Raw genomic sequence first — 15,477 nt, 5'->3', positions numbered from 1 at the left:
CAAGACTGTTAAGTATAATGGCTCGTGTGATCTCCACTCGGGCCATTTTATTTTAGGGACAATGCCTTATGTACAAGAACTATAACGATGTGACTGAATCCCCACGCAATGCGCTCATCCCGATGGTGGTAGAGCAAACCGCGAAAGGGGAGCGTTCCTACGACATCTATTCTCGTCTGCTGAAGGAGCGGGTGATCTTCCTGACCGGTCAGGTTGAAGATCACATGGCGAATCTGGTGGTGGCTCAGCTGCTGTTCCTGGAGTCTGAAAATCCGGATCAGGACATCAGCATCTACATCAACTCTCCGGGTGGGGCCGTCACGGCCGGTATGTCCATTTATGACACCATGCAGTTCATCAAGCCGGATGTCAGCACGGTGTGCATGGGGCAGGCCTGCTCCATGGGTGCCTTCCTGCTGGCCGGTGGTGCCAAGGGCAAGCGTTTCTGCCTGCCCAATGCCCGCGTGATGATCCACCAGCCGCTGGGCGGTTTCCAGGGCCAGGCATCTGATATCCAGATCCATGCCCAGGAGATCCTGAAGATCAAGAATACCCTGAACGAGCGTCTGGCCTTCCATACCGGTCAGGACATGGCCACCATCGAGCGTGACACCGACCGTGACAACTTCATGTCGGCCGAGCAGGCCATGGCCTATGGCCTGGTTGACGGTGTCCTGAGCCGCCGCGGCTGAGCCACGAGCTAGCCCGTACCATCGTCGAAGGCATCATCTGGTTTGATGATGCCCTCAATCGGCAGATCAGGCATGGGCAGGGTGTTCCGGACTGTTGTAAACTCAACAGGACAATCCATCCTCTATTGATAAAACGAGGTTGCTGAATGACAGAAAAACGCAAGGGTGAGGGTGATAAGCTGCTCTACTGCTCTTTTTGCGGCAAAAGCCAGCATGAAGTGCGCAAGCTGATCGCTGGCCCTTCCGTCTACATATGTGATGAGTGTGTCGAGCTGTGCAACGACATCATCCGCGAAGAGATCCGCGAGATCTCGCCCAAGCGCGATGGTAGCGAGCTGCCGACCCCTCATGAAATCCGCGCTCATCTGGATGACTATGTGATCGGGCAGGAGTACGCCAAGAAGGTGCTGGCGGTAGCCGTCTACAACCACTACAAGCGGCTGCGTAGCGGCAGCGAGTCCGGTGGTGTGGAGCTGGGCAAATCCAACATCCTGCTGATCGGTCCGACCGGCAGCGGCAAGACTCTGCTGGCTGAAACCCTGGCTCGTCTGCTGGACGTTCCCTTCACCATGGCCGACGCCACCACCCTGACCGAAGCCGGTTATGTGGGCGAGGACGTGGAGAACATCATCCAGAAGCTGCTGCAAAAGTGCGACTACGACGTAGAGAAGGCCCAGCGCGGCATCGTCTACATCGACGAGATCGACAAGATCTCCCGCAAGTCGGACAACCCCTCCATCACCCGCGACGTGTCCGGGGAAGGGGTGCAGCAGGCCCTGCTCAAGCTGATCGAAGGGACCATTGCTTCCGTGCCGCCGCAAGGTGGTCGCAAGCACCCGCAGCAGGAGTTCTTGCAGGTCGATACCTCCAAGATCCTGTTCATCTGCGGTGGCGCCTTTGCCGGTCTGGACAAGGTGATCGAGCAGCGCTCCGTCAAGGGCACCGGCATCGGTTTTGGTGCCGAGGTCAAGTCCAAGAGCGCCAAGGCGACCTTGAGCGAGAGCTTTGCCAAGGTGGAGCCGGAAGATCTGATCAAATACGGTCTGATCCCCGAGTTCATCGGCCGTCTGCCGGTGGTAGCGACCCTGACCGAGCTGGACGAGGCTGCCCTCATCCAGATCCTGAAAGAGCCGAAGAACGCGCTGACCAAGCAGTATGCCGCGCTGTTCGATCTGGAAGGGGTGGAACTGGAGTTCCGTGACGACGCGTTGAACGCCATTGCCCGCAAGGCGATGGAGCGTAAAACCGGCGCCCGTGGTCTGCGTTCCATCGTGGAAGCCGTGCTGCTCGATACCATGTATGACCTGCCGTCGCTGGACGGTGTCAGCAAGGTGGTGATCGACGAAACCGTGATCAAGGGGGACTCCGCGCCCTTGATGATCTACGAAAATCCCGAGACCCAGGCCGCCGCATCAGAGTAAATGTCTGATTTTTAATCAAATGAAAGGGGCTTTTTGCCCCTTTCATGCTTTTTGCGGTTTCGGCGATTGAATCTCATCTAAGCGCCCCCATATACTCAGCCAAGCGCTTTGCCAACGGTATAACAAGCCGAGAGGACATATATGAACCTAGAGCGTTCAGAACGCATCGAGATTCCCGTCCTGCCTCTTCGTGACGTGGTGGTTTACCCCCACATGGTCATTCCACTCTTTGTGGGGCGGGAAAAATCCATTCGCTGTCTGGAAGCGGCCATGGAGCAGGACAAGAAAGTTCTGCTGGTGGCCCAGAAGGATGCGTCAACCGATGAGCCGACGGTGGAGGAGATCTTCTCCGTCGGGACAGTGGCCAATATTCTACAGATGCTCAAGCTGCCCGATGGCACCGTCAAGGTGCTGGTGGAAGGGGGCCAGCGTGCCCGTCTTGAGCGGATGATCGACGACCGGGACTTCTTCGTTGGCGAGGCGCAGTACATCGCCTCCAAGGCGATTGAGGAGAAGGACCAGGATGTGCTGGTGCGCTCCGCCATCGGTCAGTTCGAAGGCTATATCAAGCTCAACAAGAAGATCCCGCCCGAGGTGCTCACCTCGATTTCGGCGATCGACGATGCGGCGCGCCTGGCCGATACCATGGCCGCCCACATGCCGCTCAAGCTCGAAGACAAGCAGAAGGTGCTGGAAATCGCCTCCGTGTCCGAGCGCATCGAGTTTCTGATGGCCATGATGGAGTCGGAGATTGACCTGCTGCAGGTCGAGAAACGCATCCGCTCCCGGGTCAAGAAGCAGATGGAGAAGAGCCAGCGCGAGTACTATCTCAACGAGCAGATGAAGGCCATCCAGAAAGAGCTGGGTGAGCTGGAAGACAGTCCGGATGAGTTCGAAGCCCTCAATCGCAAGATTGAAGAGGCCGGCATGCCGGAAGATGCCCGTGAGAAGGCGCAGGCCGAGCTCGCCAAGCTGAAAATGATGTCGCCCATGTCGGCCGAGGCCACCGTGGTGCGCAGCTACGTCGACTGGATGGTGCAGGTGCCGTGGAAGGCGCGCTCCAAGGTCAAGAAAGACCTGGGCAAGGCGCAAGAGGTGCTGGATGCCGATCACTATGGCCTGGAGAAGGTCAAGGATCGCATTCTCGAGTATCTGGCGGTGCAGGCGCGCGTCAACAAGCTCAAGGGGCCGATCCTCTGTCTGGTAGGGCCTCCCGGTGTGGGCAAGACCTCGCTCGGTCAGTCCATCGCCAAGGCCACCGGTCGCAAATATGTGCGCATGGCGCTGGGCGGGGTGCGCGATGAAGCGGAGATCCGCGGTCACCGCCGTACCTACATCGGTTCCATGCCCGGCAAGCTCATCCAGAAGATGGCGAAAGTCGGCGTGAAGAACCCGCTGTTCTTGCTCGATGAAATCGACAAGATGAGCTCGGACATGCGTGGCGATCCCGCCTCAGCCTTGCTGGAAGTGCTGGATCCCGAGCAGAACAACAGCTTCAACGATCACTACCTGGAAGTGGATTATGACCTGTCGGACGTGATGTTCGTGGCCACCTCCAACTCCATGAACATCCCGGGTCCGCTGCTGGACCGGATGGAAGTGATCCGCCTCTCCGGTTACACCGAAGATGAGAAGCTCAACATCGCCAAGCAGCATCTGGTCTCCAAGCAGATCCAGCGCAACGGCCTGAAAGAGTCCGAGATCACCATCGAGGATTCCGCTCTGGTTGGGGTGATCCGCTACTACACCCGCGAGGCGGGGGTGCGTAGCCTGGAGCGCGAGATCTCCAAGATTTGTCGCAAGGCGGTCAAGCGCATCCTGCTGGACAAGAGCATCAAGCATGTTCAGGTTAATCAGGCCAACCTCAAGGAGTTCCTCGGGGTGCAGCGCTTTGACTACGGCAAGGCCACCGACCAGAACCAGGTGGGTCAGGTGTGTGGCTTGGCGTGGACCGAAGTGGGGGGCGATCTGCTCACCATCGAGACCACCAACATGCCGGGCAAGGGCAAGCTCACCTACACAGGTTCCCTGGGTGACGTGATGCAGGAGTCCATCCAGGCCGCCATGACGGTGGTACGGGCCCGTGCCGAGAAGCTGCGCATCAATGCCGACTTCTACGAGAAGCGCGATATCCACGTGCACGTACCGGAAGGGGCGACCCCGAAAGATGGTCCGAGCGCCGGTATCGCCATGTGTACCGCCCTGGTCTCCAGCTTGACCGGTAATCCGGTTCGTGCTGATGTGGCCATGACGGGGGAGATCACCCTGCGCGGCGAAGTGCTGCCGATTGGCGGTCTCAAAGAGAAGCTGCTGGCCGCCCATCGCGGTGGCATCAAGCGTGTGCTGATCCCGAAAGAGAACGAGCGTGACCTTGAGGAGATCCCGGACAACGTCAAACAAGACCTTGAAATCTATCCGGTTCGCTGGATTGACGAGGTGCTGGAACTGGCGTTGCAGGACAATCCGCAAGGGTTTGAGCGCGTTTCTGTCGTGTAAATGTTGATGCGCCGCAAATTTGGCGCATTCGGGGGGTGGTTAAGGCTTGCATGCGCCGGATAACGGAAGTAGCCTTGACCACCGATCGGGTACTCATGATGAGTCGCAATGCGTGATGTGGCGCGGGTTTGCGCTAGATTGTCACTTGCAACTGATCAGGAGGCTTGCTATAAAACCTCCACTTGTTGTGGCCAGGGAAATCGGCGCCGCAGCGATGTTCGATAAAAGGGGAATATAAGAGTGAATAAATCTCAACTGATTGACAAGATTGCAGACGGTGCTGATATCTCCAAAGCCGCTGCTGGCCGTGCGCTGGATGCTTTCATTGACGCCGTGGGTGAAGCCCTGAAAGAGGGTGACCAGGTTGCTCTGGTAGGTTTCGGTACTTTCGCCGTGCGCGAGCGTGCTGCCCGTTCTGGCCGTAACCCGCAAACTGGCGCGACCATCGAAATCGCCGCTGGTAAAGTTCCTGCCTTCAAAGCCGGTAAGGCCCTGAAAGACGCTGTCAACTAAGCCGGGCGCTGATATCACATCGGCCACCGTCCTTGGTCACAGACCAGACAAGTGAGAGGGCTCTCCCTCATACTGATTGACCAAGGCGCATCGCAATCGGTGCGCCTTTTCATTATTTACGCCCATCGAGTTCGGGAGCATAAGTACAAACATGATGTTGGATAAACTACGCGAAGGGGCGCAGGGCAAGGTAGCCAAGGTTATCTTGGGCCTGATCATCCTCTCCTTTGCCTTGGCCGGTGTAGGTAGCTACCTCAACGGCCCGGCTCGTACCGCCCCCGCCACCGTCAACGGCAATGACATCAGCTCCGCTGCGCTGGAAAATGCCTATCGCAACGAGCGGGCCCGCATGGAATCCCAAATGGGGGAGTCTTTCAGCCAGTTGGCCGCCAATCCTGACTACATGAAGCAGTTCCGCCGTGGCGTGCTGGACCGTCTGATCGATCAGGCTCTGTTCGACAGCAAGGCCCGTGAACTGGGTCTGCGCGTCAGCGATGAGCAGATCAAGCAGGCCATCGTCGCCATGCCCGAGTTTGCCGAAGATGGCAAGTTCAACAACGATCGCTATCTGCAGCTGATCCGCCGCGCCGGCATGACCCCGGAGATGTTCCGTGACTCTCTGCGCCAGGACATGGTTCGCCAGCAACTGATGGGCGCCCTGCTGGGCACCGAATTTGCACTCAAGGGTGAAGCCGAGCAACTGGACAAGCTCTACAACCAGACTCGCGATCTGCGTCTGGTGCGCCTGGCCGCATCTGCCTACCTGGGGGACGTGAAAGTCTCCGATGAAGAGGTGGAGCAGTACTACAAGGCCAACAGCAGCCACTTCATGAATGATGAGCAGGTCAAGGTTGACTACCTGCTGCTGGACGCTGCCACCCTTGGCAAAGACGTCAAGGTGAGCGAGCAGGATGCCCAGGATTACTACGATCAGCACCAGGATCTGTTCCAGCGTGCCGAGCGTCGTCATGTGGCTCATATCCTGATCCCGTTCGGCAAGGACGAGAAAGCCGCCGAGCAGAAGGCCGAGGCCGTGCTGGCCAAAGCCAAGGCCGGTGACGATTTCGCCGCGCTGGCCAAGGCGGACTCCTCCGATACCTTCTCCGCCAAAAAAGGCGGCGAGCTGGACTGGTTCGAGAAAGGGGTGATGGATCCGGCGTTCGAGAAGGCCGCGTTTGCGCTGGCCAAGGCTGGCGATCTCTCTACCGTGGTGAAGAGCCCGTTCGGTTTCCACGTCATCAAGCTGCTGGGGGTTGAACCGGCCCAGACCAAGCCGTTTGCCGATGTGAAAGCAGAGACCATCAGCCGTCTGCAGGCGGACAAGGCCAAGGAGCTGTTCTTTGCCGAGCAGCAGAAGATGGCTGACAGCAGCTTCGAGAACCCGGATTCGCTGGACTTGACCGCCGACACCATGGGTCTGAAGGTGCAGTCCACCGGTTACTTCAGCCAGGCTGATGCACCGGCACCGCTGAACGATCCCAAGGTGCTCTCCGCCGCCTTCTCCGAGCAACTGCGCGATGACAACACCAACTCCGATGTGATCGAACTGGCAGATGGCAAGGCGCTGGTCATGCACATCACCGGTCACCAGCCGAAAGCGGCCAAACCGCTGGCGGAGATCAAGGAGCAGGTGATTGCAGCCATCAAGCACGACAAGGCCAGTGAAGTGGCCCGTGGCAAGGCGCAGGGTCTGCTGGACAAGCTCAAGGCTGGCGAGAATATCCAGGCCGAGCTGACCGCGCTGGGTCTGAAGGTGGAGAATCATGACGGGGTAGCCCGCTTCGCTCAGGATCTGGATCAGAACCTGGTGGCGCAGGCCTTCCGCATGCCTCATCCGATCGACGGCAAGCCGAGCGTCGAGCTGGTGACCGAAGCCAACGGCGACCGCGTAGTGGTGGCGCTGGACAAGGTGACTGTCGCCAAGGAGCCGTCCGGCATGGCCAAGTTGCTGCAAGGTCAGCTGGGTCAGGGCAAGGCTCAGGTGAGCTACAAGTCTCTCATCGACGAGCTGCGCAAGTCTGCCAAGATCGAGTACTTCACCGATGTGGAAGCCACGGTCGAATAAGTCGAGCCGACTCCAATCGATGTGAAAACGGCCCCTTGATGGGGCCGTTTCTTTATCCGCAAGGTGGTATACGGTCTCCTTTCTGGCGGGATGACAACCCGGCCCTGGCAGGGGGAAGGATATATGGCACACGGGATGATCCGCATCGTCCGGCAGATATCGCAGGCATAAAAAAACCGGCACTGAGGTGCCGGTTTTCATTGACGGGATATGCGGGCAGGAGGGGGTTACACCACACCCTGAGTACGCAGGTAATCCTCGTAGGTACCGCCGAAGTCGCGGATGCCATCTTCGGTTAGCTCCAGGATGCGGGTCGCCAGGGAGGAGACGAACTCACGGTCGTGGGAGACGAAGATCAGGGTGCCCTTGTACATCTCCAACGCCAGGTTCAAGGATTCGATGGATTCCATGTCCAGGTGGTTGGTCGGCTCATCCATGATCAGGATGTTGGGGCGCTGCATCATCAGCTTGCCGAACAGCATGCGGCCCTGCTCGCCACCGGACAGCACCTTGACCGGCTTCTTGATGTCGTCCTGAGAGAACAGCAGACGGCCCAGTACGGAGCGTACCGCCTGCTCGTCTTCGTTCTCCTGTTTCCACTGGGCCATCCAGTCGAACACGTTGAGATCGGTGTCGAAGTCCTCGGCGTGATCCTGGGCGTAGTAACCGATCTGGGCGTTTTCGGACCACTTGATGGTGCCGGTGTCCGGTGCCAGCGCGCCCACCAGGGTTTTGATCAGGGTGGATTTACCGATCCCGTTGGTACCCAGAATGGCGACCTTCTCGCCCACTTCCAGCATCATGTTGAGGCCCTTGAACAGCGGAGCCTCGCCATAGCCTTTGGATACGCCTTCGATCTCCAGTATGTTGCGGTAGAGCTTCTTCTCCTGCTCGAAGCGGATGAAGGGGTTCTGCCGGCTGGAGACCTTCACTTCCTCAATCTTGATCTTGTCGATCTGCTTGAGGCGGGAGGTGGCCTGGCTGGACTTGGAGGCGTTGGCGCTGAAACGCGACACGAAGGATTGCAGATCGGCGATCTGGGCCTTCTTCTTGGCGTTGTCGGCCAGCAGGCGCTCACGGGCCTGGGTGGCGGCCGTCATGTACTCGTCGTAGTTGCCCGGGTAGACGCGCAGCTCGCCGTAGTCCAGATCCGCCATGTGGGTGCAGACGGAGTTCAGGAAGTGACGGTCGTGAGAGATGATGATCATGGTGCTTTCACGATCGTTAAGCACCTGTTCCAGCCAGCGAATGGTGTTGATGTCCAGGTTGTTGGTCGGTTCGTCCAGCAACAGAATGTCGGGGTTGGAGAACAGCGCCTGTGCCAGCAGCACCCGCAGTTTCCAGCCCGGCGCCACTTCGCTCATCGGGCCGTTGTGCTGCTCGATGGGAATGCCGGCACCCAGCAGCAGCTCGCCTGCGCGGGATTCGGCGGTATAGCCGTCATACTCGGCGACCAGGCCTTCCAGCTCGGCGGCCTTCATGTAGTCGTCGTCGGTCGCTTCCAGGTTGGCGTAGATGGCATCGCGTTCGGCGATGGCGGCCCACAGCTCGGTGTGACCCATCATGACCACGTCCAGTACGCGCATCTCTTCGTAGGCGAACTGATCCTGACGCAGCTTACCGATACGTTCGTTGACGTCCAGGCTCACATTACCGCCAGTGGGCTCCAGATCGCCGCCGAGGATCTTCATAAAGGTGGACTTGCCACAGCCGTTGGCACCGATAAGGCCGTAGCGGTTGCCGCCGCCAAACTTGACGCTGATGTTCTCAAACAGCGGCTTGGCGCCGAACTGCATGGTGATGTTGTTACTCGAAAGCACTGGAATGTCCCGGTTGATCTGTCAAATGGCGCGCATTATGGCACAGATCCCCCGAAAGTTTTAGCAAGAACTGTGATCCGGGCCTATTGCAGGGGGGATAGAGAGGGTAGTGCTGTGCGCTCGCGCACCCTGGCGGCCATGGCCGCGTCGATCCGATTGCAACGGGTGCTGACTACTGCCTGTCGACATGAAAAAAGCCGGCCTAGGGGCCGGCTTGCAACCGTCAATCGAAGGTTCAGTGGGAGCTGGCGCTGGCTGCCCCCAGTCCGGTCTGGGAGCGGACGAACTGCGGGAAGAACTTGGCGTGCTCGTCGAGCGCATTTTGCGACTTGTCGGTGACCGAGAACAGCCAGATCCCGACGAAGGCCACCGCCATGGAGAAGAGGGCGGGGTACTCGTAGGGGAAGATGGCCTGAGCATGGCCCAGCACCTTCACCCACACGGTCGGGCCCAGGATCATCAGGCTGACCGCGCTCACCAGCCCCAGCCAGCCGCCGTAGACGGCGCCGCGAGTGGTCAGGCGAGACCAGAACATGGAGAGGAACAGCACCGGGAAGTTGCAGCTTGCGGCGATGGAGAAGGCGAGCCCCACCATGAAGGCGATGTTCTGCTTCTCGAACAGGATGCCGAGACCAATGGCCACCACTCCCAGCACCACAGTGGTGTACTTGGAGACGCGCAGCTCGTCGGCTTCGTTGGCCTTGCCCTTCTTGATGACGCTGGCATAGAGATCGTGGGAGACCGCAGAGGCACCGGCCAGGGTCAGCCCGGCCACCACCGCCAGGATGGTGGCAAACGCCACGGCGGAGATGAAGCCGAGGAACAGGCTGCCGCCTACCGCATCGGCCAGGTGGATGGCGGCCATGTTGGTGCCGCCCAGCAGGGCGCCGGTGGCGTCCTTGAAGTCCGGGTTGGTGCTGACCAGCAGGATGGCGCCAAAGCCGATGATGAAGGTCAGGATGTAGAAGTAGCCGATGAAGCCGGTGGCATAGAACACGCTCTTGCGCGCTTCCTTGGCGTCACTCACGGTGAAGAAACGCATCAGGATGTGGGGCAGGCCGGCGGTACCGAACATCAGGGCCAGACCCAGCGAGATGGCGGAGATGGGATCGGCGACCAGGCCACCCGGGCTCATGATGGCGATGCCCTTCTCGTGCACCTTGACCGCTTCACTGAACAGGGTGCCGATGTCGAAGTTGACCGACTTCATCACCATGATGGCCATGAAGCTGGCACCGGAGAGCAGCATCACCGCCTTGATGATCTGCACCCAGGTGGTGGCCAGCATGCCGCCGAACAGCACGTAGAGCACCATCAGAATGCCGACCAGCACCACGGCCACATGGTATTGCAGGCCGAACAGCAGCTCGATCAGCTTGCCGGCGCCCACCATCTGGGCGATCAGGTAGAGGGCGACCACCACCAGGGAGCCGCTGGCGGAGAGGGTGCGCACCTCGGTCTGCTTGAGGCGGTAGGAGGCCACGTCGGCAAAGGTGTACTTGCCGAGGTTGCGCAGCCGCTCTGCGATCAGGAACAGGATGATGGGCCAGCCCACCAGAAAGCCGATGGAGTAAATCAGGCCATCGTAGCCGGAGGTGTAGACCAGCGCGGAGATGCCGAGAAAGGAGGCGGCGGACATGTAGTCACCGGCGATGGCCAGGCCATTCTGGAAGCCGGTGATGCGCCCGCCGGCGGCGTAGTAGTCAGAGGCCGAGCGGTTGCGTTTGGAGGCCCAGTAGGTGATGAACAGGGTGGCCGCCACGAAGATCACGAACATCACGATGGCCGAGATATTGAGCGGTTGGCGATGCACCTCGCCGGTCAGCGCATCGGCTGCCAGCAGGGGAGAGGAGGCCAGCGTGGCCAGCAACAGCAGAGACTTGCCTTTCATGATTGGGCTCCCTTGAGGATCTTCTGGTTCAGTTCGTCAAACTCGCCGTTGGCCCGAAACACATAGATGCCGGTCAACACGAAGGAGGAGAGGATGAGGCCGACGCCGACCGGGATGCCACGGGTAATGGTGGACCCTTCGCTCAACGGGGTGCCAAGCCAGCCGGGGGCGAAGGCGATGAGCATGATGAAGGCCAGATAGAGCCCCAGCATCAGGATGGAGAGGGACCAGGCAAAGCGCTGGCGCTTGGCGACCAACTCCTGGAAGTTGGGATCTTGCTGGATCCGAAGATACGGTTGCTGTTCCATTGCAGTGCTCCATGACATTGAGTGTCGGCGGTGAATGAAGGGAGGTCCCTACCGAGCAGTAGGGCTGCTCATGTAAGCAAAATGTGAATCAAATGTTGTTTGTGGACAATTAGACTTTGGGATAAGCCAGTGGCCCGCCCCGGGTGAGGCGCAAGAAGATGAGGGCGGCGGTGATGGCATCGCTCAGGGCGTCGTGGGCGGGCAGGGCTGGCAGGCCCAGGTGGTTGCTGATGGCGGCCAGATGCAGATCGATGGCGGCATCGGGATAGCGGCGATAGAGGTGATCGTGGTAGAGCCGGCTCACCTCTATCCCCCGTTGCGCCAGGGTCAGCCCCCAACATCGCTGGCAGGCAAGATTGAGGATCCGCAGGTCGTAGGCGATGTGATACCCCACCAGTTCGCGCGGGCCGATAAAGGCGAGCAGCAGGCGTAGCGCGGCCTCCAGCGTCATGCCCTGTTGCAGATCCTGATGGCGCAGACCGTGGATCACCACCGAGTGTTCGCTCAGGCTGGCCGGCGCTTGCACCCGGATGGACAGCGCCTCGCCGGTCAGTACCCGGTTGCCCTGGATGCGCACCGCGCCGATGGCGACGATCTCGGCCTGGGCGGGATCCAGGCTGGTGGTCTCGAAGTCGAGGGCCACCCACTCGTCGGCGGGCGGGTCGGCATAGAGCGGGGCAAACGCCGGGTCTTGAACGCGGCGGCCATGCCAATGACGGCGCAGGCGGCTCAACATGGCTATTGCCTCAGACGAAAGTGCAAGGTGAGCCACTGCTGGAACTTCTTCACCTGATGCAGCGCCTGGCGCAGCAGATCCCGCTCGCCGTGGCTGAGGTTATTGACCTGCACCCGGCTCTCCCCCTCCTTGAGCTGACTGCGCAGCCGCAAGCGGACGAACAGCCTGAACGCCTCCGCCAGATTGTCGCCAAAACCGGTACTGAGCCGCCCGGCCGCCACCAGGGCCTCGATCCGTGCCAGGGTAGAGGTCTCCAGAATGGCGGCTTCCAGCGCCAGCATGCGAATGCCGTGTACCAGCGGGAAGAGGCCACCGCGTTTCAGATCCAGTCCCTCCGGCGCCCGCTCCAGACGGCCAAACAGGGTGAGCGGCGCATGAAACGCCACCGCCGGTCGCACCATCTCCGCCAGCAGATCTCCCCGCTCGGCCAGTTGCTCGCGCAACTTGCGCGCGAGAGGGGGGAGCAGGGCGCGATCGCCGGCGATGGGGTGGGCGTCGGCCAGGGTAGCGAGCCAGAGCAAGTCTGCTTCACTGGCCTCGACACAGGCCCGCTCGATCTCCTGCTGCCAGAGCGCCAGGGGCTTCACCCAGGCCGGATTGTTGACCATCACCCGGCCGGGGCAGGGCGGGTAGCCGAGCCGGGCCAGCAGCTCGCTGAAGGCGGCCAGGTCGGCCTGCTGGGTCGGCCAGTGCAGGTCGGCGGGCAGGATCAGGGCATTGTCCTGATCGGTTTTGAGGATCTGCTCGCCGCGCCCCTCCGAGCCCAGCATCAGCAGGCAGACACGCTCCTGCACCGCGGGCGGGATCACCAGCGCAAAGGCCTTGGCGATCAGCTGCTCGTTGATGGTGGCGATGAGCTTCATCAAAAAGGCGGTGTGGATCCCCTGGCCGAATAGGGAGCGGGTCAGCTGTTGCTGCTCCCGGGCCACCGCCTCCAGCGCCGGCAGGGTGTCGGCGCGGGCGATGCGCAGGGTCAGCACATGGGAGTGGGTGGAGAAGAGACCGAGCACCTGGGTCAGGTGCAGGATCCCCGCCACCTCTTGCCCCTGCCAGACCACCAGCCGCTTGATGCGATGGCGGGTCATCAGCAGCAGGGCGTCGAACAGATAGCTGCCCAGCGACAGGCCGATGAGCGGGGTCGGATCCAGCACCGCCAGCGGCGTCGTCAGCGGCAGTCCCTTGAGCGTCAGGGCGTGCAGCAGGGTCTTGCGGGTGGCCAGACTCAGGCTGCCATCCGTGGCCGGGTAGAGCAGGCAGTCGGTACCTTTGGCCACCATGGCCTCGGTGGCGGCCAAGAGCGACAGGCGGCTGTCGACGATGAGCGCCGGCTGCAGATGGCCGGGCTCGATGCGGGTCAGGATGAACTCCGCCAGATTTTTCTGTCCCAGCTGGGCGCGCTGCTCCTGCTGTTGTTGCCGCTGTGCCAGGCTGGCGGTGAAGTAGCGGGCGAAGGCGGGATTGCCCTCGCACAGCTCGATGAAGGTGGCTCTGGGGATCAGTTGGCAGAGCAGATCTTCCAGCGCACTGAACTGGTGGCGGCAGTGGCCGTCGAACTGGGCGCGCACGTCGAACAGATCCCCCTCGCCATAGTCGCCAAACTGATGATGAGGGCTCGACTCCTCCACCGCCCCCTTGAGGACGAGATAGAGGCCGGGGGGCACATCACCGGCCTTGAGCACTGGCTGGCCGGCGCGAAAGTAGCAGATGGAGAGGTGCTGCTCGAGCCGTTGACGCTCCTCTGCGCTCAAGCAGTCAAACGGTGGGCGGGCAAAGTTGAACAGGCTGGTCATGGCAATCCTTGGCCGGTGGCGTCAAGCCAGTCTGACAAAGCGGCGTCTGGCCAGCCAGCCGACTTTAGTCGCACGTGCCTCGGCAGTGGGGAAACCGGGCTCCTCGCTGTACCTGACGATAACACTCTGATAACGTGGTGGTATGACCAGTGCGAACTCAGGAGAGGACAGGGGAAAATGGAAAAACCAAGGGTCAAATGCGAGATCCGGGACGGCATCGCCGAGGTGATGCTGGCGCGGGGCGACAAGCTCAATGCGCTGGACAGGGCCATGTTCAGCGCCATCGACGGGGTACTCGACCAGCTGCGCCAGCACAAGGGGCTGCGGGCGGTGATCCTGCACGGGGAGGGGCGGGCCTTTTGTGCCGGGCTGGATGTGAAATCCATGCTCAAGCAGCCGGTGGCGGCGCTCGAGATTTTAAAACGTGAGGCGGATGAAGCCACCAACCTGGCCCAGCGGGTGGCTTATGGCTGGCATGAGTTGCCGGTACCGGTGATCGCCGTGACCCAGGGGGTCTGTTTTGGCGGCGGGCTGCAGATCGCGCTCGGCGCCGACTTTCGGTTCAGCACCCCCGATTGCCGCTTCTCGGTGATGGAGATCAAGTGGGGCATCATCCCCGACATGAGCGGCAGCGTCACCATGCGCAACCTGATGGGGGTGGATACCGCCATGGAGCTGGCCATGAGCGGGCGCGAGCTGCCGGCGCCGGAGGCCAAGTCCCTCGGGCTGGTGAGCCGGGTCTGCGACGATCCGCTGGCCCAGGCGCGGGAGTTCGCGAAGACCCTCATCACCAAGTCGCCGGACGCGCTGGCGGGGATCAAGCAGCTCTACAACCAGGCCTGGGCGCGCAGTGATGAGGCGATGCTGAAGGAAGAGACCCGGCTGCAAAAGCAGATCCTGGGGCGCCCCAACCAGTGGCGCGCCACCCTCAACAGCCTGTTTCGTTGGCGCCTGCCGTTCGGGCCGCGCCGCAACGCGCTCTGACCGGTAGGGATAAATAAGAAATGGTATCGATCTGGTGCCAAGGCCATTGAGGGCCCTCAGCATCTGATCGAACCGTTCTGGTTCCATTTCCTTAATCCTAGGGTTGGGCTTATCGGTGAGGCCGAGGCCCAGCAGATAGGTATGCCCCAGGTAGGTGAAGCTTTCGAAGGGTTCGATGGAACAGAACCGATACTGGCCGCTCTGGTTGTAGGAGATGAGATCCCGATTCGGGCAGAGGATGGAGAACAGCTTGAGCTTGCCATCGACCTCTTCGGTTTTGAGCGCTTGTACGGGGTGCCGTCGCTGGACCAGCGATCGTGATCGGGCCAGATGACGGCGGTGTAATAGGTCGGATCGCAGGCCTCAGCGTTTGCTGTGGCAAGACAGGCTGTTGATTTGGATAGCAAAGGGGGCTATGCGGGTTTATTGCAAAGTTTGTGGCCAGCGGGCCGCATTACCAAGACCAACCGACTGAGCGATGATGTCTCGGATCTCTACTGCCAGTGCACCGATGCCGAGTGTGGCCACTGTTGGATGGCCACCTTGTCGTTCGCCCACACCCTAAGCCCCTCGGCCAAGACCACGAACCAGCTGGTACTCAGCCTGATGGGATCGCTGACGCCAGAGGGGCGGCAGATGGTATTGGAAGGACTGGAGGCGCAATAGCTCCCCTAGTTGTTATATTCTATTCCTGCTGAGCCGATATATTTGATCTAGTCGGGATCTAACCAGCACCGTGAAAAATTTGAACGTAGACTTGT

General features: G+C 60.6%; 11 protein-coding genes and 2 pseudogenes. 7 read left to right on the top strand and 6 right to left on the bottom strand.

Translation table 11 applies throughout. The features are described 5' to 3' along the window. The first annotated feature begins 68 nt into the window (after positions 1-68). The 5 genes from clpP (at position 69) to ppiD (ending at position 7,187) form a co-directional block, all read left to right on the top strand. Positions 69-692, top strand: a complete 624-nt coding sequence (gene clpP, locus E5E96_RS19575; RefSeq protein WP_171282900.1) for an ATP-dependent Clp endopeptidase proteolytic subunit ClpP — start codon at positions 69-71, stop codon at positions 690-692. 146 nt (positions 693-838) lie between these two features. Beyond that, positions 839-2,113, top strand: a complete 1,275-nt coding sequence (gene clpX, locus E5E96_RS19570; protein ID WP_005301524.1) for an ATP-dependent protease ATP-binding subunit ClpX — start codon at positions 839-841, stop codon at positions 2,111-2,113. 141 nt (positions 2,114-2,254) lie between these two features. Further along, positions 2,255-4,609: an endopeptidase La gene (lon, locus tag E5E96_RS19565; protein ID WP_011705882.1), complete on the top strand. Its 2,355-nt coding sequence runs from the start codon at positions 2,255-2,257 to the stop codon at positions 4,607-4,609. Positions 4,610-4,849: 240 nt separating this feature from the next. Further along, positions 4,850-5,122, top strand: a complete 273-nt coding sequence (gene hupB, locus E5E96_RS19560; protein ID WP_005315375.1) for a nucleoid-associated protein HU-beta — start codon at positions 4,850-4,852, stop codon at positions 5,120-5,122. Between the two features lie 151 nt (positions 5,123-5,273). Continuing rightward, a complete protein-coding gene (gene ppiD / locus E5E96_RS19555; protein ID WP_043123304.1) occupies positions 5,274-7,187 on the top strand; it encodes a peptidylprolyl isomerase in 1,914 nt (637 codons plus the stop codon). Positions 7,188-7,414: 227 nt separating this feature from the next. On the opposite strand, the gene E5E96_RS19550 is transcribed toward ppiD, so the two are convergent. The 5 genes from E5E96_RS19550 to E5E96_RS19530 form a co-directional block, all read right to left on the bottom strand. Continuing rightward, positions 7,415-9,007 carry an ABC-F family ATPase gene (locus E5E96_RS19550; protein ID WP_011705884.1) on the bottom strand — a complete coding sequence of 531 codons (1,593 nt, stop codon included), beginning with the start codon at positions 9,005-9,007 and terminating at the stop codon, positions 7,415-7,417. 235 nt (positions 9,008-9,242) lie between these two features. Beyond that, a complete protein-coding gene (locus tag E5E96_RS19545; RefSeq protein WP_017408234.1) occupies positions 9,243-10,898 on the bottom strand; it encodes a cation acetate symporter in 1,656 nt (551 codons plus the stop codon). Then, positions 10,895-11,206 carry a DUF485 domain-containing protein gene (locus tag E5E96_RS19540; RefSeq protein WP_011705924.1) on the bottom strand — a complete coding sequence of 104 codons (312 nt, stop codon included), beginning with the start codon at positions 11,204-11,206 and terminating at the stop codon, positions 10,895-10,897. The genes E5E96_RS19545 and E5E96_RS19540 overlap by 4 nt, the downstream gene beginning before the upstream one ends. Before the next feature lie 109 nt (positions 11,207-11,315). Beyond that, complete coding sequence (locus E5E96_RS19535) at positions 11,316-11,942, bottom strand: 3'-5' exonuclease (RefSeq protein ID WP_171282899.1); 627 nt, start codon at positions 11,940-11,942, stop codon at positions 11,316-11,318. 2 nt (positions 11,943-11,944) lie between these two features. Beyond that, positions 11,945-13,732 carry a putative nucleotidyltransferase substrate binding domain-containing protein gene (locus E5E96_RS19530; protein WP_171282898.1) on the bottom strand — a complete coding sequence of 596 codons (1,788 nt, stop codon included), beginning with the start codon at positions 13,730-13,732 and terminating at the stop codon, positions 11,945-11,947. Positions 13,733-13,909: 177 nt separating this feature from the next. Between E5E96_RS19530 and E5E96_RS19525 the strand changes: the two genes are divergently transcribed. Beyond that, a complete protein-coding gene (locus E5E96_RS19525) occupies positions 13,910-14,716 on the top strand; it encodes a crotonase/enoyl-CoA hydratase family protein (RefSeq protein ID WP_065477274.1) in 807 nt (268 codons plus the stop codon). Between the two features lie 165 nt (positions 14,717-14,881). On the opposite strand, the pseudogene E5E96_RS22870 reads toward E5E96_RS19525, so the two are convergent. Next, positions 14,882-14,956, bottom strand: a pseudogene (locus E5E96_RS22870) (capsid protein); the annotation flags it as partial. Between the two features lie 175 nt (positions 14,957-15,131). Between E5E96_RS22870 and E5E96_RS19515 the strand changes: the two are divergent. Beyond that, a pseudogene (locus tag E5E96_RS19515) lies at positions 15,132-15,382 on the top strand (ogr/Delta-like zinc finger family protein). Positions 15,383-15,477 lie beyond the last annotated feature (95 nt).

Origin of the sequence: Aeromonas sp. 1805 (assembly GCF_013085525.1) — a bacterium.
GTDB classification, from domain to species: domain Bacteria; phylum Pseudomonadota; class Gammaproteobacteria; order Enterobacterales; family Aeromonadaceae; genus Aeromonas; species Aeromonas hydrophila.
Note: the sequence above shows the minus strand (reverse complement) of the source record. Positions and strands in the feature narration are given on the sequence as shown.